Raw genomic sequence first — 18341 nt, forward strand, 5'->3', positions numbered from 1 at the left:
TGCTTCCCAAGCTCGGAGCGCGTCTCACTGAGCCACTGCAGTCGCCTCTGCCGGGGGCATGGACTTCACCTGCACGCCTAAGGGCCGTCCCGTAAGTGATCTACGATGCGGTCGACCGCAGTGTGACCCTGCTGCCTAGCCGGCGAGGTTGAGGTTGTGCAGGCGGGCGATGCCGAGCATGGCGTGGTGGACGCCGTCGCCTTTGAGTCGGCAATCCCGCAGGATCTTCCAGCTCTTCCTGCGGGCGAAGATGTGCTAGATGCGCGCCCGGTCCTGCTTGTGGGAGCGGTTGTGTTCCTCCTTCCAGGCGGGGAGCTCCTCGCCTTTGGGGCGGCGGTGCGGGATGACCAGGCCGGTGCCCTGGGTACCCGCCGTCGGCGATGGTCATCGTGATTCCGACGGCGGCTTTGGCTCCGGATTCCGCCATCCGCGGGAGTCGTGGCGGTTACCCGGCACGGGCCGGCCGACCACGACGACCATGCGGGTGTCAGCGTCGATGACAACCTGATGGGCCGTTGAGTACCGGTAGTTCTAATTGCTCATCGGTGGTCCCGAGTGCGTGGGCGCAAGGGACACCAAGCAAGGTGGAAGCCTGCCGCCGTTCCGGGACTGAGATCCCCGTGTTCAGTCCGGCTCCGCCATGCCTCGTTCCTGCCAGGCGGAGATCTTCGGTAGTTCCGGGACCGTGATCTCTTGTCTAAGACCGTGTCCTATGTGGTGAGGCGGCCCATGCGCTTGTAGCAACGCAAGGCTGCGGCAAGTCCGTGAAAACCCAGGTAGTTGCGGGGGTGACGTTCGCAGCGTGGGCTGAGTCTGCGGTAACCGGAGAGCCAGGACATCGTGCGCTCGATCACCCAACGGTGGCGCCCCAGACGCTGGCTGGACTCGATGCCTTGCGGGCGATCCGTACGCCAACCCGCTTGCCACGGACCCATTTACGCAGGTCGGGCTGGTCGTATGCCTTGTCGGCGTGAAGCTTGCGGGGTGTGTAGTTCCGGCCCCGATCGGGGTCGTGTCTCGATTGGAGGCCGGCGACCATGGGCTTCAGCCCCTGGCTGTCGTGGGTGTTACCACCTGAGACACCGACCACGAGAGGCAGTCCCGACCGATCGGACAGGACATGGATCTTGGAACCCGGCTTACCCCGGTCCACGGGGCTCGGACCTGCAAGTTCGCCCCCTTTTTCGCCCTCACATGGGCGGTGTCGAGGACGACGCGGGAAAGATCGAGCAGCTTCTTGGCGGCAAGTTTGTCGAGCACGGCTTGGTGCAGCCGGCCCCACACGCCGGCCCGCGACCAGATCAGAAACCGGCGGTGGCCGTGGACTTCGAGATCCCGAAGCACGGCGGCAGCGACCGCCAGGCACACCCACTCACCAGCACGTAGACGATGGCCGCGAATGCCGCCTCATCAGGGGTGTTCTGCGTCCCGCCTCCTTGTGGACGCACCCGCGACGGCGGCAGCAACACCCGCGCGATCTCCCAGAGTCCATCCGGAACGATCCAACTCCACCGCCCCCTCCCCATGACCATCTCAACGTCCAACTCACCACATAGGAAGGACACGATCTAAAGGGCGGGGCGGCGACTGGCCCTCCCTGGGCATCCCCGTGATATCCCTCGCGCCTGGGCAACGTCACCGCATCCGCCGAGCCGTCGGCCGGGTGGCGTGACCTTACGTTGCACAGGCGCCCGGTGCCCAAGGTGGCCACCGGTTTCCGAGTCAAGCCGCTCGAACGTTTGACGCGGCGTCGCGGAGCAGCCCGGGTGCCAGCCGGCGATGGACGGCGGACAACGGGGGCCACACGCCATGGCCCAGGCGCCGGTCATAGCGCAGGAAGGTCCCCAACGACACCCGCCCCTCGGTTGCCTGTACGAGGAGGTTGCCGGTCAGAAACCAGGAAGAGGTCTCGAGTCGGATCCAGTCCTCGCCACGTTCGGTGATCTGCCATCCGGCCACGGTCTCGGGCGACCGCCCTCGGCTGAGTCGGAGTCCGAGGAGCCCCCGCCAAATCAGCTGCTCCGCGACGGTGGGGACGTCGCCGAACATCGCACGAGCCCACTGCTCCGGTGTTGTGCCTGCGTCCGCGTCCGTGCGGAGGGTGAATACGTCGACGTAGTCGATGTGAGACAACGAGCTGAGAGCGCGGATGGACTCGGGGATGTGGTGCACCCCCACGGCGCTGTCAACGGTGCCCGCGCTGCCGCCTTTTGGACCTGGGCGGCCACGGTCCCGCCACGCCTGTTCCCACTGCCGCATGAACGCCGGGAAGACGATGAGGCGTCGGAACGGCGTGATGGCGGCCATATACAGCCGTCCGAACAGGCCGTTGGGCTTCACGAGGACCGCCACTCGGAGCTCGTGTTCGCCGCTAGCGGTCGGGGCCCACGCCAGGTGCAGGACCGCATGGACGGTCTTGGTCGCCAGCTCGAAGGCGCACTCGTTGTTGAGTTCGTACACCGAGGTGAGTGGCGAAAGCCCGGCGTCCGAGCCGCGTGGGGCCTCGCCAAGGTCGTTGGGCAGGCGATCGCGCAGCGGCTGAACCCGCGTCCCGATGCCCGCCTTGGGCCTGTCCCACCCAAAGAGAGCACCGAGCTTCCAGCGCACCGCGAACAGGAACCGGGACAGCAAGGGTTCCCTCGCGGGTCCGGCGGATGCCTGCATCGCGGCGAGCATCGTGGGGAAGTCGTCCGGCCCGGCGCCAGGTATGCGGACTGCCCACACGTCCTCAAGCTCGAAGTCGCGGGTGAGTTCGTGGATTCGCCACGGGTGGGCGCTGTGGACTGCTTCAGGAAGTCGGGTCATAATGGGCATCCACCTTCTATACGGTGCCGTATAGAAGGAGTCTAACTGCTTCTATACGACACCGTATAGACAGGCCTGGAGGTTTCCTGTGGCAAACGCCACGACGCCGCGCACAGCGTGGATCCACGCCGGCTTGCGCGCCCTCGCGACCGGGGGGCCGGATGCGGTGCGGATCGAGGCCCTGGCAAGGTCACTCGGAGTGACCAAGGGTGGGTTCTACGGCTACTTCGCCGACCGTGACGCGCTGCTCAAAGAGATGCTCGACGCGTGGGAGCGCGATGTCACCGACGACATCATCAAAAGCGTCGAGGCCGAGGGTGGCGAGGGGCGAGATCGCCTACGCAATCTGTTCCGCATCGCGGGAAGCCGAAAAGGAGTGACCACCGATGTGAGCACAGAGCTGGCGATTCGAGACTGGTCGCGGCGCGACCCTGCTGTCGCGCATAGGTTGCAGCGCGTCGATAACCGGCAGATGAACTACCTACGTGAGCTGTTCCGGGAGTTCTGCCGCGACGAGGACGAGGTGGAAGTTCGCTGCACCATCGTGACATCGGTACGGATCGCGGCCCACTTCATAGCATTCGACCACGGGACGCGAACGCACGACGATGTCGAGCACATGGTGCTGCAACGGATGCTCGAGTAGACGCCGGCCGAAGCCCGCAGGTTGGCCGCCCGCGCTGCCGCGGAGTTTGTTCGGTTGGCCCGCTGGTCCTTGCGCTCGGAAATGGTGTGCTTGATCTGCCGACGCCGAAGGTCGCGGCGGTTGCGGGCGGGAGCCGCATGCTTCCCGCGCAAACGGCTCGAACACGTCCTCCGGGAAGTCCTCCAGACCACACCGGACTGCAGCCAATTCCCCAGGTGTCACATCCGATCAACGGGACAATAATTCAACAGGACACGCCACCGAGGCTACGCATGGCCAAGCCACACACACGCGCAGCGACCTCGCCGAACAGCACACCCAGCAACCGGAGCCGCCGGAACCACCCCAGTCACAGAGCTCGAGTCGCAGCTCCTTGCCGCTCACGCAGCCCACCAAGCCGTCTGCGACCAGGCAGGATTGCTGACCACCGCTCAACAGGAACCGGCCCGGCTCCGAAACGAGTACAACACCCGCACCCAGCTGCGCCGTGAGCGTGCCTTCCAGCGTGGACTCGCGCCTTTCACGCCCGAGAGGGACACCTCCGCGTTCCCCAGCGCCATGTCGAGGGCCTGAACGGAGACCCCGTATACCTGGGGCAGTGGATCAGCAGCCTCCGTCGCCGCAGAGAACGACTCCAGTCAGAACGCGTCACCGAACTTGAAGAGATCGGCATGCAGTGGTGACTCGTGAGGCCGGCGTATCCAAGCAACGGGCCCTAGAGACGTGTTCGGCAGCACAGCAACAGAATTCCCCGCGCGGCACCGCCCGTGTATGCGTTGCGAAGCCCAGCCAAGTACGCACGAACGCGCTCGCCTCGGTGGCCGCTGCAGAGCGCGGACCGGCTCGAAAGCGGCACGGCCGGCATCAACCAGGCCGCCATCTCCGCCCCCAACCCAGTGGCTCCCTTTCGCGGATGAACCAGCTGGGACGCGGACGCGACGGCGTCCGCAAGGGCATCGACACCTACCTGGACACCAAGTACCCAGTCCTGGACTGGCCACGTCCCGCCCACAGCACGACCGAGGCCCACGGCAGACACCCGCTCCGTCCCGTCCCGGCCCGGGCCGAGGCGAGGCGAGGGCGGGCCGCGAGCCCGGAATAGGACCGGTGGCCGGCAGGTTGGCCAGGTGCGACACACGGTCGCCACCTGTAGGAGGACGGTCCATGAAGATCGGCATCATCGGCGCGGGCAACATCGGCGGCAACCTCACCCGGCGCCTCACCGCGCTCGGCCACGAGGTGGCCGTCGCCAACTCGCGCGGCCCGCACACCCTGACCTCACTCGCCGAGGAGACCGGCGCCACCCCCACCACCGTGGCCGAGGCGACACGCGGTGCCGAGCTCGTGGTGATCACCGTGCCGCTGAAGGCCGTCCCACACCTGCCGTCCGGCTTGTTGGACGAGGCAGCCGAGAACGTGGCCGTCATCGACACCGGCAACTACTACCCCAACGAACGCGACGGCCGGATCGCCGCCATCGAGGACGGCCTGACCGAAAGCCGCTGGACCGAGCAGCACATCGGCCACCGAGTCATCAAGGCGTTCAACGGCACCTACGCCCAGGACATCCTCGACAAGCCGCGCCCCGCGGACCACCCGGAGCGGATCGCGCTGCCGGTGTCCGGTGACGACGAGACAGCCAAGAACGCGGTCCGCGAACTGATCGACGAGCTGGGGTTCGACACCGTCGACGCGGGCGGCATCGACACGTCCTGGCGCCAGCAGCCCGACACCCCTGTCTACGGCCTGCGGGCGGGCGTCGAAGAGGTCACCAAGGCCCTGGCCGAGGCGTCCCCGGAGCGACCGGAGGCGTTCCGGGCGCAGGCCTAGTGCTGTGACCGGGATGGTTCACCGTGATCGGAAGGCGGCTCGCGGGACGAGCGCACGCGAAACGGCTGGTATTACTGGAGCATGCAGGAAGAGACCGCACGCTCCGCGATCGACACGTTCATCTCCGCGTTCAACGCCTCGGACGACAGCTATGTGACTGCCCTGCTCTCCCAGGCCCTGACCTCAGACGTGGTCTTCTGGGGGCCGTTGGGCCGCAGCGAAGGAATCGCGGCGGTCGAGCGGTTCGTGCTGGACATCCGGCGCCACCCAGCGGGGACCGGCACGATGGTGCGCTGCTCAGCGGTGGACATGCCTGACGAGTGGGCCCGGTACAAGTGGGTCTTCACCACGCCGGATGGAGGCCCCCGCCTGGCGGGAACGGACGTCGTCCATCTGCGGCGGAGCCTCATCGACCAGGTCATCGTCTTTGCGGGGGAGATCGAGGCGTCCGCCTCCTGAGTCATCCTTCTGTCGCTGTCCTTCTCCTGAACTTGCCCCTTCGGCGCTCGGGGGCTGCGGTTCGCAGTTTGTCAGGCTGCGGTGCTGAGGGGGCGTCCGCCCCAGCGGATGCCCTTTTCGCTGCGGATGCGGGCACGTTCCTTGCGTTGGGCGGCGAGTACGTCGGGGTGGCGGGCGTTGGTGGTGCGCCAGCGCAGGTAGCGGTGCAGTGCCTGGGTTTGCGCGGGGTGGCTGCGGTGGTGGGAGATGGCCAGGGTGAACTGCCGCAGCGGGCCGAAGTGGGCCTCGATCGGATTGGCCCAGGAAGCGTAGGTCGGGGTGAAGCACAGCTCGACCTTGTTCTTCTTCGCCCAGCGGCGGATGTCCGCGCCGGTGTGGGAGGAGAGGTTGTCCAGGATGATGTAGATCGGGGCGCCGTCGGGTCGGGCGGCGCGGATCGACTTGAGCGCGGCCAGGGTGTTGGCGGTGCCCTTGCGGCGGCGGTTGACGCCCCACAGGCGGTCGTCGCCCACGGAGTAGCAGCCGTGGAAGTAGGTGACGCCGTGGGTGCGGCGGTAGGTCGCCGGCAGCCGGTTGGGCTTGCCCTGCTTCGCCCAGCAGGAGCCCGCGATGGGCCGGATCCCCAGGGGCCCGAACTCGTCGAAGGCGAAGACCCGGTCCGGGAAGCGGTCCAGCACCTGCTCGATCCGGTCGAGCTTGGCATCGCGATCAGGGTCGGGTGACTCCTTCCAGGTCTTGGTGCGCTGGAAGGTGATGCCGCGGCGCCGGAGCAGGCACCGTAAGGCTTCACGGCCGATGCGGATGACACGTCCGTGCACTTTCCGCAGGTAGGCGGCGAGTTTGCGGATCGACCAGCGGGTGAAGGGCTGGTCGAGCTTGCTGGGACGAGTGGTGGCCGTCCGGATGACGAACTCCTCGTCGTCACGACTGAGTAGGCGGGGACGGCCTCCCGCCCACTGAGGGTCCAGGCAGGCCAGGCCGATCTCGTTGAAGCGGTGGATCACATCGCGCACGGTGTCCTCGTCGGCCTGGACCAGCTGGGCGATCACCGGCACCCGGTTCCCGCCCGCCGAGGCGAGCAGCATCATCGCGCGCCGGTAGCGCACCGAACTCGTGCTGCCCCGGCGCACGATCTGCTGCAGCTTCTGGCCTTCCTGGTCGGTCAGTCTGCGTACACGGACAGGCTCAGCCACCGCGCCTCCAGCGATCGGATCGGACGTCACCGCACATCCAACCGTCGCGACCACCAACCCGGCGAACCTTCACGGTCACAGCACTAGGCGTAGGCGCGGTGAGGGAGTCCGCCGACCCCGACGGCATGCTTCACCCGCGTCGCTCTCCGCCCACCGCGGCCCGCGCGACGCCGGTGTCCGAGCCGGGCAGCCGCCATGCGAACGGACTGAGTTCCTTCTCCCAACCGGGCATCTCGGCAAGCACGTTGGCGGCGTCGGGTGCCCGCAGGAGGCAACGGTGACGCAGGAGTTCACGCCGTTCACCGGCCGTCAACTGCGCCGCCTCTTCATTGAGGTCTCCCGGAACGTCGATACCCGCGTCTCCGGCGACATTGAGCTGCAGGGACGTCGACGTACGGTAATCGAGGCGGAAGTCGTTGGCCCACTGCGAGTGGGAACCCCATCCGTGGGACTCATCGACCGTCGGCCGGTAGTTGCGCCGGAAGGTCCAGTACAGCGGGAAGCGGTCGGCGACGCCGCGCTGGGCGTGGTTTCTCCCGGCCCGGACACGGACCCCGGCCCGGCTGAAGAGCAGGTCGCCAAGCATCAGCCCCGGCCACACGACCTGCGTGACCTGGATCGGGGCCGCCGGGTCGTCGGCTTGCTCGACGTCGACGATCTCATGGAAGAACGGGTCGAACCCGCCATGGTCGAACGGCGTCATTCCCAGCCCGGTGAACAGTGCGAGGTACTCGAACAGGGAGACCCCTGGCCATTGGAGACGGCGGACTGGCCACGACGGCCCGGACGGAGCGTCAGCGGCAGGCTGGAACCCCAGGAGCAACACATCGCTCACACGGCTGAGGGCGTAGAGCTCTCGGATGAGGAACCTCCTCCCGTGAATTGCCGCCTCGCCGGCCCACCAACCATCGTGGAGGGCGGCCCCAGCAAGCCACGCGCGGTAGTCGTCCCCAGCGTGCTCCAGCCACGGCACCGCGACCTTCCCGTACGCGTCCGGACCATCGTGGTCATGCAACGCCTGGAAGAGTGCCCGCGCGTCCGTCCCGTCCTCGTACATGAGCGGAGCCTAGTTGCCGACCCACACTCGACCGGATCGATTCCCTAGGTGACGTCTCGTTCCTCGGTGCTGCCGCCTGCGCCTCGGGACGACGCCGACCATTGACCGGCCCCCTGGACCGTGTCAGGCGCCCCACATAGGCGCCGCCACACAGGACGGCCGAGCGCGCAGAGCGCCGTGCTCGGCCGCTGATATACAGCACGAACAGAACGCCGCGCAGGTTTTTCGCGGCCCCACCATCCCGGCCGGGCCGGTCTCGCTGACCCACGACGCCACCACCCATCCACTGGCCGTCAGCAATGGCTCTGCTCACTCAGCTTGCACGTCAGCGAGCGGCGGAGCGCATTCGCCGGTCAGCTCCGCCCGCAGGGCGTGAACCGGGGATGCGGCGGGCCGCAGGCGCATCTGCTGGGTCAAGGATGACGGTGCCGACTTCGCGCGCCAAAAGCCGGTGGGTGCCCTCCCAGGTCCGTGTCCTGCCGCGATCGCGTCGTTCTTCCCACCGTTCCTGGAGACGCATCGCACCGAAGATCGCCACCGCACACAGCAAGATAGCGGTGATCAGCGCGTAAATCGGTGTGTAGTGGTCGTCGAACATCGACCGCTGCTGGTCGACCTGCCGTGCATTGATGCCGAAGAAGCCGAACAGCAGGCTGAGTGTGCCTGTGATGGTGGTGACAAAGGTGACGGACACGATGGTACGGACCCGCCGACGGTCAGCGGCACGCCGTTCCATGCTTTCCACGGACGTCAACTCCGCGGCAGTGGCGTTCCCGAGACGCTGGAGCATCTGGCCGATGGTGGCGGCCCGTTCGGTCAGGCCCATGACACCGAACAGTTCCTGGTGGAAGCACTCGACACGCAGGGCCGGAACGAGCGTCCCGATATCACTGCCGACCTCAACGCTGTAACTGAGCTCGAGTTCGCGCTGACTCAGCCCGTCATTGATGTCCTCCAGCGCCGTGCGGCGGTCGTGAGCGCTGCCCTGACCGGGCTGAGGGCGTCTCCGCATGCAGAGCCTCGGACCCAGGCTCGGGAGGAAGTTCTTCCGGCACCGCGTCGACCGTAGGGAAGACTTCTGCGAACGCGCGTGCCCGCACGTGGTCGTGAGGTGACAACTCGGCGGTGCTCTTGGGCAGCGGCGGGTCCAGGAGGGGGATGGCGTATTCGTCGGAGTTCGAACTGCGGACGGCCGTCTCGGGCGGGTGCGTCCAGAAAGAGATGTCGGTCATGACGGGCACCGTAGCGATGACGACTGACAGCGGTGCGAGCCCTGTCCATTGATGTCGCGTCCCGTGCTTGTTCCTTCGGCGCGAGCCGGGCGGGAACCATCGGACAAGCCTTAGCCAACCGCGAGCTTCGCGTGGTCGGTGTCCGGGAGCCAGTCGCGCTGGGGGGCGTAGTCGAGCCAGCGCCGGGAGCGGCCGGTTTCGGTGAAGCCGTGCAGCAGGGTGTCGAGCTGCGGATGGCGGGCGGACTCGCGCCAGGCCAGCGACCAGGCGTACAGCGGGGTCGGTTCGACGAGCGGGATGGCGCGCAGGCCCGCGTGGTCGGGGAGCGGCGCGTCGGCGGGGAAGAGGGTGAAGCACCCGGCGTCGCCGCGGAGGTGCTGGACGAGGTGCTCCAGACCCAGGTTGGGGCCGTCCTGCCGTCGGGTGAGGGCGAAGTGGTCGGCGAAGCGGCGGAGAAAGTCCAGGCGGCTCAGTTCGGCCGGGCACCACAGGGTGCTGCCGCGCAGGTCAGCCGGGCGCAGCGCGTTCGCGCCGGCCAGCGGATGGGACGGGCCGACCAGCGCGTCGACGGGCTCCAGCCGCACCAGCCGCTGAGTGAGGCCCGCATCGCGGCCGTCGGGTAGCGGGTGCACCCGGCCGAAGCCCAGGTCGCTCTCGCCGCGCAGCAACGCCTGCGCGACCGAGGGCCAGTCGCGTCCCGGGCCGGGCTCCAGCCGCACCGGCCCGAGCGCCTGCACGGCCTGGGCGACGGTGCGCATCGGAGCGTAGAGGTGCCCCCAGGTGTCGATCCGCACGACCGAACCGGCGCCGCCCACGGCCGCGATCGCGCGCTCGCCCGCCGCCAGCGCCTCATGCGCGGCCGGCAGGAACCGTTCGCCCGCCTCGGTCAGCCGGACGCCGCCCTCGCGCTCGAACAGCCGGGCTGCCACCAGCTCCTCCAGCCGTGCGATGCGCTTGGACAGCGCCTGCTGACTGGTGTTCAGCTCTTCGGCCGCGCGTCCGAAATGCAGCGTCCCGGCGGTCGTGGTGAACGTGCGGACCAGGGCGAGGTCGAGATCCATGCCGCTGACCTTATGCGACAACCGCACGTTGTCGGCCGAGCGACTGCGTTGTTGGCCGGGCCGCCCCGCCACCCGGTCAGATGGTCCTCGACGCCGCACCAGGCGCCGCACCGGGGGAGGGCCCCGGAGGCCAACGAGGAGGGGAACCACGATGAAGGCCCTGATACCGACAGGAGATCCCGCCGAGCCGGTCGTGCTCGCCGACGTCCCCGAGCCGACCCCACGCCCCCATGAGGCGCTGGTGAAGGTCGAGGCGTTCTCGGTCAACCGGGGCGAGACGTTCAAGTTGGAGAAGCCCGTGCCCGGCGAGCGCCCCGGCAAGGACATCGCGGGGCTGGTGGTGCAGCCGGCCGCCGACGGAAGCGGACCGGCCGGGATCACCCGGGTCGTGGGCCACCCCATGGCGGGCGGCTGGGCGGAATACGTGGCGGTGCCGACGGACTCCCTCGCGGAACTACCGGACGGCGTCTCGGTGCTCCAGGGCGCGGCGTTGCCGCTGGCCGGGCTCACCGCATTGCGGCTGCTGCGCGCCGCGGGGCCCGTGCCGGGCCGCCGGGTCCTGCTGACCGGTGCATCCGGCGGTGTGGGCCACTACGTGACCGAGCTTGCGGCCGCGGCGGGCGCACAGGTCACCGCCGTCACCCGGGACGCCGAACGAGGCGCCCGGCTGGCCGGACTCGGCGCCGCCGAAATCGTCCACGACGTCGCCGACGCCCGCGGCCCCTACGACGTCGTGCTGGAGTCGACCGGCGGCCCGGCCCTCCCGCTCGCACTGGCGCGGCTCGCCAAGCGCGGCACGCTCATCTGGTTCGGCCAGGCCAGCCGTACCCCTGCCACGCTCGACTTCTTCGACTTCTTCAGCGGCCCCGAGTCGGCCGTCATCCGCCACTTCCACTACCTCGACGCGGACTCCCGCCTCGACGACGACCTGGCGGCGCTGGTCCGGCTGACCGACGAGGGCCGTCTGCACCCGGAGATCGGCCGCGTCACGGACTGGGCCGCCACCGCAACAACCCTGACCGACCTGCGCGATCGCCGCATCCGCGGGAAGGCCGTCCTCACCCTGTCCTGAACCCGTCCCCCGACCGGAAACCCCGCGGACCACACCAAGGAGCACGACCATGAGCAGCACCCCCGACCCCCGGACCGTCGTCATCCGCTACGTCGAGGCCGTGCGCGACAGCGACGCCGACGTGATCCACGACAGCTTCGCCGAGGACGCGACCTGGCACTACCCCGGCAGCCTGCCGGTCTCCAAGGTGTGGCACGGCCGCGACGCGATCATCAACGACTTCCTCGGCGGCCTGGGGCCCGCCTTCGTCCCCGGCAGCCTCGAAATAGCCCTGGTCAGCACCCTCGCCGAGGGCGACCGCGTGGTCGCCGAATGGACCTCCAGCGCCACGACCGTGCACGGCGGCATCTACGACAACCGCTGCCTCGGCATCTTCACCGTCCGCGACGGCAAGATCACCTCCGTCATCGAATACACCGACACCCACCACGTCGCCGCCACCCTCTTCCCGGACCACGACACCCCCCGGCCCGTCGGCGACGCGTAAGCCGCACACCGCCGGATGGCCGGGATGCCGGCAGGCACTGCGAGGCCCGGCTGCCCAGGAAGTGGCTTTCAACCGGCGTGGCCTGCGGGATGTCGGGTTCCGAGCCGGGCGCCCGTGGCCGCATGGCCGAGAGGACGCACCGACTGTGAGCGGTGCGGGGAAGCCGCCGTCCCGTGCGGCAATGGGCGTCACCGGTGCGCCGGTCGCCGGACTGTTGCTCTCCCGTCACCCGGCCATACGGTCCGGCACCATGGCTGTCGGCCGGACGGCCGGAGTCGGCGGAGCGGCGGGGAGCCGGAGGGCCGCCGCCCCTGAGGTCGCCAAGGCACAAGCGATCACGACGTAGACCGCCCGGTAGTCGCCGGTGGCATCGGCGAGGCGTCCAGTCACGGAGGGGCCGGCGAAGCCGGCGATGTTGCCGAGCGCGTTGATCCCGGCGATGGCGGTCGCCGCGTGGCGGCCGCCCAGGGCGCCGGTGCACCGGTTCCAGAAGGCGGGTGCCGCGGCCAGGCCCCCGGCGACCACCACGGTGAGGGCGGCCAGAGTGAGCAAGGGCAGGTGGGAGACTGCGGCCAGAGTGGCGGCGAGCGCGGCGGCCGCGACGGGCATGGCGATGAGCGACGCCCGGCGGTCCTTCCGGACGCCGTGGCGGCTCCAGACGAGCATGACGGGCGCCCCGACGACGTACGGGAGGGCGGCGAGCACGGATACACCGAAGGTGCCCACGCCGGGGAAGAGGCCGGCGAGGGCCTGCGGAAGGAAGAAGTGCAGCGAGTAGGCGGCGAAGCACAGTCCCGCGTGCACCAGCCCGAAGTGCGCGACGCGGCCGAACACGGCGCGGTCCCCGACGGTGGGTGGCGCGTCCTTGGCCAGCTCGGCGGCCAGGGACTGCCGTTGACCGGCCGTCAGCCAGGCTGCCTGGAGTGGTGAGTCCGGCAGCAGGCGCAGTGCGGCGATTCCGAGTACGACGGCGGGGGCTGCCTCGACGAGGAACATCGCCCGCCAGCCGCTGAGGCCGAGGAGGCGGGAGTGCTCGACCAGCAGGCCGGAGAATGGCAGGCCGACGGCGGTGGCGAGCGGAATGGCCAGCAGGAACAGGGCCAGAGCGCGGGTGCGCTCGCGGGCGGGGAACCAGGCGGTCAAGTAGGCGACGACACCGGGGAAGAAGCCTGCCTCGGCCAGTCCAAGGAAAAACCGGGCCAGGTACAGGCCACGGGCGTCGGTGACGAACGCGGTGGCGGCCGAGCACAGTCCCCACGCGGTGACCACTCCGGCCAGCCAGCGGCGGGCGCCGAACCGGCCCAGGGCCGCGGCCGCCGGGACGTGGAAGACGACATACCCGACGAAGAAGATCCCCGCGGCCGTACCGTAGGCGGTGGCACTCAGATGCAGCTCGGCGTTCATGGCCAGCGCGGCGACGCCGATGTTGGCGCGGTCAAGGAAGTTGACCACGTACAGCACGAACAGCAGCGGCAGCAGCCTCCTCGCCACCGTGTGCACCGCCTGCTGGCCGACAGCCCCGTCCGCGCTCGCTGCCATCGGTCGCCGCCTCCGCTCCTTGCGTCACCTGGTGCCGCGTTCCGTCTGTCGCTTACGTCCAACGACAGGAGCGGGTGCCAGGTGTGCGTTGCGAGGAGCGCAGGGTCCTCGGCAACCCGAACGGGTCGCGGGGGTGCCTCGTTCGGCCCAGCACGGTCTCCTGCAACGAGGGGTGCCGGCGCGAGTGCAACTTGGGCCCCAGCAAAGGGAGACGGTCTTCCCACTGCGGGCGACCCACCCGGCCGCGAGCGTGGGCAGCGGATCTGCCTCGCCGTAGACGGTGACGGGGAAGTCGTACAGCTTCCGCGCGTGGTCGGGCCACTGGTCGCGCGGGTCGCGGTGCAGGGTGGCGAGCGTCGCCCGCGGGGAGCGGGCCGGCGCGGTGGTCACCGGCGCTCCCCCGGGGGATTCGACCGGAGCGAGTCTCCATGTCTCGCGGTCGAAATTCGGAGGCGACCTGAGTATGCCGGGGGAGGGGATCCCGGCCGGGCGCGCGGTGCCCGCCCGCTCTCGCCGACGATCGGGCCTCCGCCGGGGCCCAGAAGGCCAACCACGTACAGCTGTCAGTCCGTTGGATCGGTGGTGGAGCGCTCGCCGGGGCGGCCCGTCAGTCCTTCGGCCTCGCCGACGCCCTGGCGCAGAGGTATGGACGCGCCAGCAGTAGGCCGGTGCCGGTCATGGCGATGCCGAAGTAGACCGGCGCGAGGTGGATGAAGTCCATGTAGTGGATCGCGCCGTGCACTACGACAGCCGGCAGGAAGCCGGCGGCCGCCGCCGCGGCCAGGGTCCAGAACACCCAGGCTTCACCCCGCCGCCAGCCCCACGCGCTGAGCAGGACGATCGCCACCGCGGCGGCCATCAGGGCGCCGCCGAACCCCGCGCGGTCGTGGGCGACGAACGGCACAAGCCGAGGGCTCACGGTTTCCAGCGTCTGCGTGCTGGTGCCCAGGAAGGTCAGGTCGGTCGGCACGAAGACACCGGTCAGACCGACCACCGAGATCACCGCTCCGCCGACGAACAGCCCAGCTCCCGTGACGATCAGCAGCAGTTGGCCGACCAGTGCCCGTCGGCGCTCCGGCTCCGGCCCCTCGGGCGCCAGGCGCCACCGCGGTGCGTGCGGGGTCCGACGGACCGCGGCCACGAACATCGGGAACAGCACGATGGTGGTGGCCGTGTGCAGGGGTTCCACGAAGCCGGTGGCCAGGAAGTAGAACAAGGTGGGGAAGCCGATCACCCCCGAGAGCAGATACACCTCACGAGCCCAGGGCCAGCCGCGTCTGATCCCGCCCACGGCAAGGCCGGTGTAGAGGGCGCCGATCGCTACCATCGTGCCGGCCATGGTGATCCGGTCGTGCTGGAGGAAGTGCACGAGGTGATGGTTGGCGGCATGCAGTTCGTGCAGCGTCATGCCGAGGTAGTCGCGGTCGTACCAGAGCAGCACCGGCCCGAGTGTGATCGCCGCAGCGCCGAGTCCGGCGCCCGTCATACCGAGCCCGACAAGCAGCGCCCACCACCAGGCGGGCCAGCGGCGCGGGTCGCGGCCGACGTCCCGTAGCAGCGGAGCGGGCGCGGTGGGTGTGACTGCCTCGGTGACCCGTGCGAACCAACCGGGTCCGGCCGCGACGAGCACCCAGGGCCGGGTGAGCACGACGGCGCCTGGCTCCTCGATCGCGGCGGCCGCGGCGGTGACCGACGGGTCGGCGACATGGACTATGTGCGGGTCCTCGCTGTCGGTGAACCCGTCGACATGGGGTTTGAGGGCGGCCTCGGCCTCCGGGTCGCAGGCGCGGACAACCAGCGGAATCGAGCGGTCGGCAGCGGCCTCGCGTACGGTCTCCGCGTCGGCTGCCGAGACGGGCGCCACCTCGACGACACCGGCCCCGAGCGGGGGCATGGCACGTACCGCGTCGCGGGCGAGCGAGGGCGGGACGGATATGCCGAGGCGGACAGTGACGGGCACGCCGGCGATCTCGCCGGCGAGCCGCTTGGGCGGATGGCGGTGGCCGAACCCCCGGGCGATCAGCCGCGCGCCAGCGGGACGGGAGCCGATCGAGGCCAACAGCCGCAGCGCGGTGCGCTGCGAACGGCGCCGGCCGAGGACGGCAGCGGCCAAGCCGCGCAGCGGGTGATACGTCCAGTCCGGCATCAGTGTCCCTCGCTCTCCGTCGCGGTCACCGGGTCACCGGCGCAGTCCAGTCGAGCACCGGCGTCATGGAACGCAGCGTCGCCCGCGTCGGCGTCAGCCGGGCGGCCGTGTCGCGCAGCAGCACCGCGGGCGGCCACGACAGCTGGCCGACGGCGCCGAGCCGGGCGGAGCGGCGCGTGATGGCCTGGGTCCGCGGGCGGCGCAGCAGGTCGTACGAGCGGAGCGCGGCAGCAACGTCCGGGTGGCCGTCGAGGCAGTGGGCGAGGGTGACCGCGTCCTCGAGCGCCTGGCACGCGCCTTGGCCCAGATTAGGGGTCATGGCGTGGGCCGCGTCGCCCAGCAGCGCGACCCGGCCGCGGATGAAGGAGGGCAGCGGCGGCAGGTCGTACAGGTCGTGTCTCAGCACCGCGTCGGCGGGGACGGCGGCCAGCAGGGCGGGGATGGGATCCGGCCAGGACCCGAACCGGCGCAGCAGTTCGGCGTACTCGGACGAGCCTGAGGCTGCTCCCGCCGGCAGCGACGCGGTCGCGAAGCAGTACATCCGCCTGCCCGGCAGCGCTGTGTAGCCGAACCTCTCCCCGCGGCCCCAGGTCGCGGCGCCCTCGGAGGGCGGCTCGGCGAGGGGCTCGGTGACCATGCGCCAGGCGGTGTAACCGGCGTACCGGGGGCCGGCCGCGTCGGACCACAGGGCGCGGCGGACCGCACTGCGCAGCCCGTCGGCGCCGACCACGAGGTCGGGCCGGGACTCGCCCTCACGGTGCTCGACGACCACACGGTGGCCGTCGTCGCGGACCGCGGACACCTCGCTGCCCGACCGCAGGCTGTCGGCGGGCAGCGCCTCGGTGAGCACCCGCAACAGGTCCGCGCGGTGCAGGACCACCAGGGGATGGCCGAAGCGGCGCGTCAGCTCCGCGTTGTCCGTACGGGACAGCCAGCGGCCCCGGCGGTCGCGTACGCCGCCTGTGGCCTCGACGGCGCCGAGTGCCCGGACGGCGCCGGCCAGGCCGAGCACCTCAAGCGCGTGCAGCGCGTTCGGCCACAGGGAGATGCCGGCGCCGATCTCAGTGAACTCCCGGGCCCGTTCCAGCACCTCGACGCGCCAGCCCCGGCGGTGCAGGGCGATGGCCGCCGCGAGTCCGCCGATCCCGCCGCCGACGATGGTCGCGGCGCGCTGCGGCATGGGTCCTCGCTCTGGGTTCGGGGGCGCCGCCCCGGTCAAGTGGCCGTCGATCCGGTGCCCGAGCGGCATGCGACGCGATGCAGGTCCGGCTGAGCAGCGCCTCATAGCAACATGTCGACAGACGCCTGTCAACGTGCCGAGGGGCGGACCGGCCAGGTTGGTATCGCCGTGGGTATGTCGCGGTGACAGGTGGGGCAGGCGCCGGTCCAGACGGCCAGGAGTAACTGCATCTCGCGGACGACCTGATAGAGAGTCAGGCCAGCGCCGTTTCTTATGGGGTCCGGGCCAGACGCTGGAGTGTGCAGAAGGCGTGGGCGGCGGAGACGAGGGGGATGTGGTGATGCCAGCCGTTCCATGTGCGGCCCTCGAAATGGGCCGGGCCCAGGGCCTGTTTCATCACGCAGTGGTCGTGCTCGATCCGCCAGCGGAGCTTGGCCAGCCGCACGAGCATGGTGAGCGGGGTGTCGTCGGGCAGGTTGGAGAGCCAGAACTGCACCGGCTCCGACTCGGTGGCGGGCCATTCGGCCAGCAGCCAGCACGCGGGCAGTTCAGGGCCGTCGACGGCCTTGCGGAACTCGCGTCCAGCGGGCCGGGCCGGAGCCTCAGCTGTTGGCCAGGGTGCGGTCGAGGAGGGGGAGCAGGCGGTCCCAGTGGCGCTGCAGGGCGGCGGGGTTGAAGGCATCGGTGTCGGACATGGTGAAGCCGTGGACGGTGCCGGGGTAGATCTCGGAGGTGTGGCCGACACCTGCGGCATCCAGGGCCTGGTTGAGCTCGCTGATGGCCTCGGGCGTCATGTCGCCTTCGGCGTGGCCAAGGTGGACTTGGGCGGTGAGCTTGGGGACGAGGCGGTGCGGGCTGTCGGGTGCGTCGGTGACCAAGTTGCCGGGGTGGAATCCGGCGACGGCGGCCACCTGGTCGGGGTGGGCCGCGGCGGTGCGCATCGCCAAGACGCCGCCCATGCAGTAGCCCATCACGGCGACCGGTCCGGCGCTGACCTCGGGCTGGGTGGTGAGGAACCTGAGATAGGTGTCGGCGTCGCTCAGGGCACGTTCGGTGGTGTGCGCCTCGATCAAGGGCATCAGCTGGGCGAAGACCGCGGGCCGGACCTCTTCTCCGATGTGCTCGGGAAGTTCGATCACCGGTGCCGGGCCGTGCCGGTAGAAGAGGTTGGGGACGAGTACGTAGTACCCGTGCCCGGCCAGTTCGCGGGCCATCTCCCGCAGCACGGGCCGCACGCCGAAGGCGTCCTGGTACAGCAGCACCCCCGGGTGCCGCTCGCCACGGTCGGGGAAGGCGGCGAAAGCGTCGGCCCGGCCGTCCGTGGTGGGAATCTGCAGTGTCTTGGTGGGCAAGTTCTTCCTTCCTTGGGCTGATGCCAGTGCACAGCCTCTATCAGGGGTGAGGTCAACTAGAGATCAACCCGGTGATGACCTACGATCACCGGGCAAACCGGCATGAACCAGAGTATTGACAGTCAACCCAGCCGATACCGGGAGGCTGGCCGGGTGGCTCCATCCGGATCAGCGCCCTCTTCATGCCGGCTACGGCTGTAGAAGATCTCCAGGTTGACCCGAATCATGATCATTCTCAGCGATACAACGAGGTGCGGGCGAGCGGAGCATGCACTACTTCGC

Annotated in this window: 16 protein-coding genes and 5 pseudogenes; 7 read left to right on the forward strand and 14 right to left on the reverse strand. The window is 69.8% G+C overall.

Features of this window, described 5'->3' with window-relative positions; all coding sequences use genetic code 11:
• Positions 1-135: 135 nt before the first annotated feature.
• The 3 genes and pseudogenes from KI385_RS42620 to KI385_RS44350 form a co-directional block, all read right to left on the reverse strand.
• A pseudogene (locus KI385_RS42620) lies at positions 136-531 on the reverse strand (transposase family protein); the annotation flags it as partial.
• 179 nt (positions 532-710) lie between these two features.
• Positions 711-1526: pseudogene (locus KI385_RS42625) on the reverse strand (IS5 family transposase).
• 196 nt (positions 1527-1722) lie between these two features.
• Positions 1723-2805, reverse strand: coding sequence for a DUF2867 domain-containing protein (locus KI385_RS44350; protein ID WP_342593512.1), 1083 nt, complete (start codon positions 2803-2805; stop codon positions 1723-1725).
• Between the two features lie 88 nt (positions 2806-2893).
• On the opposite strand from KI385_RS44350, the gene KI385_RS42635 reads away from it, so the two are divergent.
• A complete protein-coding gene (locus KI385_RS42635; protein WP_238577350.1) occupies positions 2894-3451 on the forward strand; it encodes a TetR/AcrR family transcriptional regulator in 558 nt (185 codons plus the stop codon).
• Positions 3452-3454: 3 nt separating this feature from the next.
• Here KI385_RS42635 and KI385_RS42640 read toward each other — a convergent pair.
• A pseudogene (locus KI385_RS42640) lies at positions 3455-3576 on the reverse strand (IS5/IS1182 family transposase); the annotation flags it as partial.
• Between the two features lie 399 nt (positions 3577-3975).
• On the opposite strand from KI385_RS42640, the pseudogene KI385_RS42645 reads away from it, so the two are divergent.
• The 4 genes and pseudogenes from KI385_RS42645 to KI385_RS42660 all read left to right on the forward strand — a co-directional run.
• Positions 3976-4134: pseudogene (locus KI385_RS42645) on the forward strand (Helicase associated domain protein); the annotation flags it as partial.
• 230 nt (positions 4135-4364) lie between these two features.
• Entirely contained in the window at positions 4365-4553 is a 189-nt protein-coding gene (locus KI385_RS42650) for a hypothetical protein (protein ID WP_238577351.1), read from the forward strand.
• Between the two features lie 62 nt (positions 4554-4615).
• Positions 4616-5281: an NADPH-dependent F420 reductase gene (locus KI385_RS42655; protein WP_238577352.1), complete on the forward strand. Its 666-nt coding sequence runs from the start codon at positions 4616-4618 to the stop codon at positions 5279-5281.
• Positions 5282-5362: 81 nt separating this feature from the next.
• Positions 5363-5740, forward strand: a complete 378-nt coding sequence (locus tag KI385_RS42660) for a nuclear transport factor 2 family protein (protein ID WP_238576850.1) — start codon at positions 5363-5365, stop codon at positions 5738-5740.
• 71 nt (positions 5741-5811) lie between these two features.
• On the opposite strand, the gene KI385_RS42665 is transcribed toward KI385_RS42660, so the two are convergent.
• The 5 genes from KI385_RS42665 to KI385_RS42680 form a co-directional block, all read right to left on the reverse strand.
• The gene (locus tag KI385_RS42665) at positions 5812-6933 is read right to left on the reverse strand and encodes an IS630 family transposase (RefSeq protein ID WP_238577353.1); all 1122 of its coding nucleotides are present in this window, start codon (positions 6931-6933) and stop codon (positions 5812-5814) included.
• A 130-nt stretch (positions 6934-7063) separates the two neighbouring features.
• Entirely contained in the window at positions 7064-7990 is a 927-nt protein-coding gene (locus KI385_RS42670; protein WP_238577354.1) for a hypothetical protein, read from the reverse strand.
• A gap of 325 nt (positions 7991-8315) precedes the next feature.
• The gene (locus tag KI385_RS42675; protein ID WP_238577355.1) at positions 8316-9002 is read right to left on the reverse strand and encodes a hypothetical protein; all 687 of its coding nucleotides are present in this window, start codon (positions 9000-9002) and stop codon (positions 8316-8318) included.
• Positions 8932-9222 (reverse strand): DUF6333 family protein, encoded by a 291-nt coding sequence (locus KI385_RS44850; protein ID WP_425357047.1) that lies wholly within the window; start codon positions 9220-9222, stop codon positions 8932-8934. Before KI385_RS44850 ends, KI385_RS42675 begins: the two co-directional genes overlap by 71 nt.
• Before the next feature lie 110 nt (positions 9223-9332).
• Entirely contained in the window at positions 9333-10283 is a 951-nt protein-coding gene (locus tag KI385_RS42680) for a LysR family transcriptional regulator (RefSeq protein ID WP_238577356.1), read from the reverse strand.
• A gap of 151 nt (positions 10284-10434) precedes the next feature.
• Between KI385_RS42680 and KI385_RS42685 the strand changes: the two genes are divergently transcribed.
• Positions 10435-11355, forward strand: coding sequence for a zinc-binding dehydrogenase (locus KI385_RS42685; RefSeq protein ID WP_238577357.1), 921 nt, complete (start codon positions 10435-10437; stop codon positions 11353-11355).
• A gap of 49 nt (positions 11356-11404) precedes the next feature.
• Positions 11405-11842, forward strand: a complete 438-nt coding sequence (locus KI385_RS42690) for a nuclear transport factor 2 family protein (RefSeq protein ID WP_238577358.1) — start codon at positions 11405-11407, stop codon at positions 11840-11842.
• A 225-nt stretch (positions 11843-12067) separates the two neighbouring features.
• Here the strand turns inward: KI385_RS42690 and KI385_RS42695 are convergent, their stop codons facing one another.
• The 5 genes and pseudogenes from KI385_RS42695 to KI385_RS42715 all read right to left on the reverse strand — a co-directional run bounded on the left by KI385_RS42695 (position 12068) and on the right by KI385_RS42715 (position 18059).
• Positions 12068-13381 (reverse strand): MFS transporter, encoded by a 1314-nt coding sequence (locus tag KI385_RS42695; protein ID WP_238577359.1) that lies wholly within the window; start codon positions 13379-13381, stop codon positions 12068-12070.
• Positions 13382-13988: 607 nt separating this feature from the next.
• Positions 13989-15527 carry a hypothetical protein gene (locus KI385_RS42700; RefSeq protein WP_238577360.1) on the reverse strand — a complete coding sequence of 513 codons (1539 nt, stop codon included), beginning with the start codon at positions 15525-15527 and terminating at the stop codon, positions 13989-13991.
• 25 nt (positions 15528-15552) lie between these two features.
• Positions 15553-16707, reverse strand: coding sequence for an FAD-dependent monooxygenase (locus KI385_RS42705; RefSeq protein WP_238577361.1), 1155 nt, complete (start codon positions 16705-16707; stop codon positions 15553-15555).
• 271 nt (positions 16708-16978) lie between these two features.
• Positions 16979-17299, reverse strand: a pseudogene (locus KI385_RS42710) (IS701 family transposase); the annotation flags it as partial.
• Positions 17300-17309: 10 nt separating this feature from the next.
• Positions 17310-18059 carry a dienelactone hydrolase family protein gene (locus KI385_RS42715; RefSeq protein ID WP_238577362.1) on the reverse strand — a complete coding sequence of 250 codons (750 nt, stop codon included), beginning with the start codon at positions 18057-18059 and terminating at the stop codon, positions 17310-17312.
• Positions 18060-18341 lie beyond the last annotated feature (282 nt).

It is taken from the genome of Streptomyces inhibens (assembly GCF_022221585.1).
Lineage (GTDB): Bacteria > Actinomycetota > Actinomycetes > Streptomycetales > Streptomycetaceae > Streptomyces > Streptomyces inhibens.

Excerpts from the sequence above, each read along its gene's own strand:
- KI385_RS44350 (WP_342593512.1), bottom strand. The coding sequence starts at position 2,805 with ATGACCCGACTTCCTGAAGCAGTCCACAGCGCCCACCCGTGGCGAATC.
- KI385_RS42650 (WP_238577351.1), top strand. The coding sequence starts at position 4,365 with ATGAACCAGCTGGGACGCGGACGCGACGGCGTCCGCAAGGGCATCGAC.
- KI385_RS42655 (WP_238577352.1), top strand. The coding sequence starts at position 4,616 with ATGAAGATCGGCATCATCGGCGCGGGCAACATCGGCGGCAACCTCACC.
- KI385_RS42660 (WP_238576850.1), top strand. The coding sequence starts at position 5,363 with ATGCAGGAAGAGACCGCACGCTCCGCGATCGACACGTTCATCTCCGCG.
- KI385_RS42670 (WP_238577354.1), bottom strand. The coding sequence starts at position 7,990 with ATGTACGAGGACGGGACGGACGCGCGGGCACTCTTCCAGGCGTTGCAT.
- KI385_RS42675 (WP_238577355.1), bottom strand. The coding sequence starts at position 9,002 with ATGCGGAGACGCCCTCAGCCCGGTCAGGGCAGCGCTCACGACCGCCGC.
- KI385_RS44850 (WP_425357047.1), bottom strand. The coding sequence starts at position 9,222 with ATGACCGACATCTCTTTCTGGACGCACCCGCCCGAGACGGCCGTCCGC.
- KI385_RS42680 (WP_238577356.1), bottom strand. The coding sequence starts at position 10,283 with ATGGATCTCGACCTCGCCCTGGTCCGCACGTTCACCACGACCGCCGGG.
- KI385_RS42685 (WP_238577357.1), top strand. The coding sequence starts at position 10,435 with ATGAAGGCCCTGATACCGACAGGAGATCCCGCCGAGCCGGTCGTGCTC.
- KI385_RS42690 (WP_238577358.1), top strand. The coding sequence starts at position 11,405 with ATGAGCAGCACCCCCGACCCCCGGACCGTCGTCATCCGCTACGTCGAG.
- KI385_RS42695 (WP_238577359.1), bottom strand. The coding sequence starts at position 13,381 with ATGGCAGCGAGCGCGGACGGGGCTGTCGGCCAGCAGGCGGTGCACACG.
- KI385_RS42700 (WP_238577360.1), bottom strand. The coding sequence starts at position 15,527 with ATGCCGGACTGGACGTATCACCCGCTGCGCGGCTTGGCCGCTGCCGTC.
- KI385_RS42705 (WP_238577361.1), bottom strand. The coding sequence starts at position 16,707 with ATGCCGCAGCGCGCCGCGACCATCGTCGGCGGCGGGATCGGCGGACTC.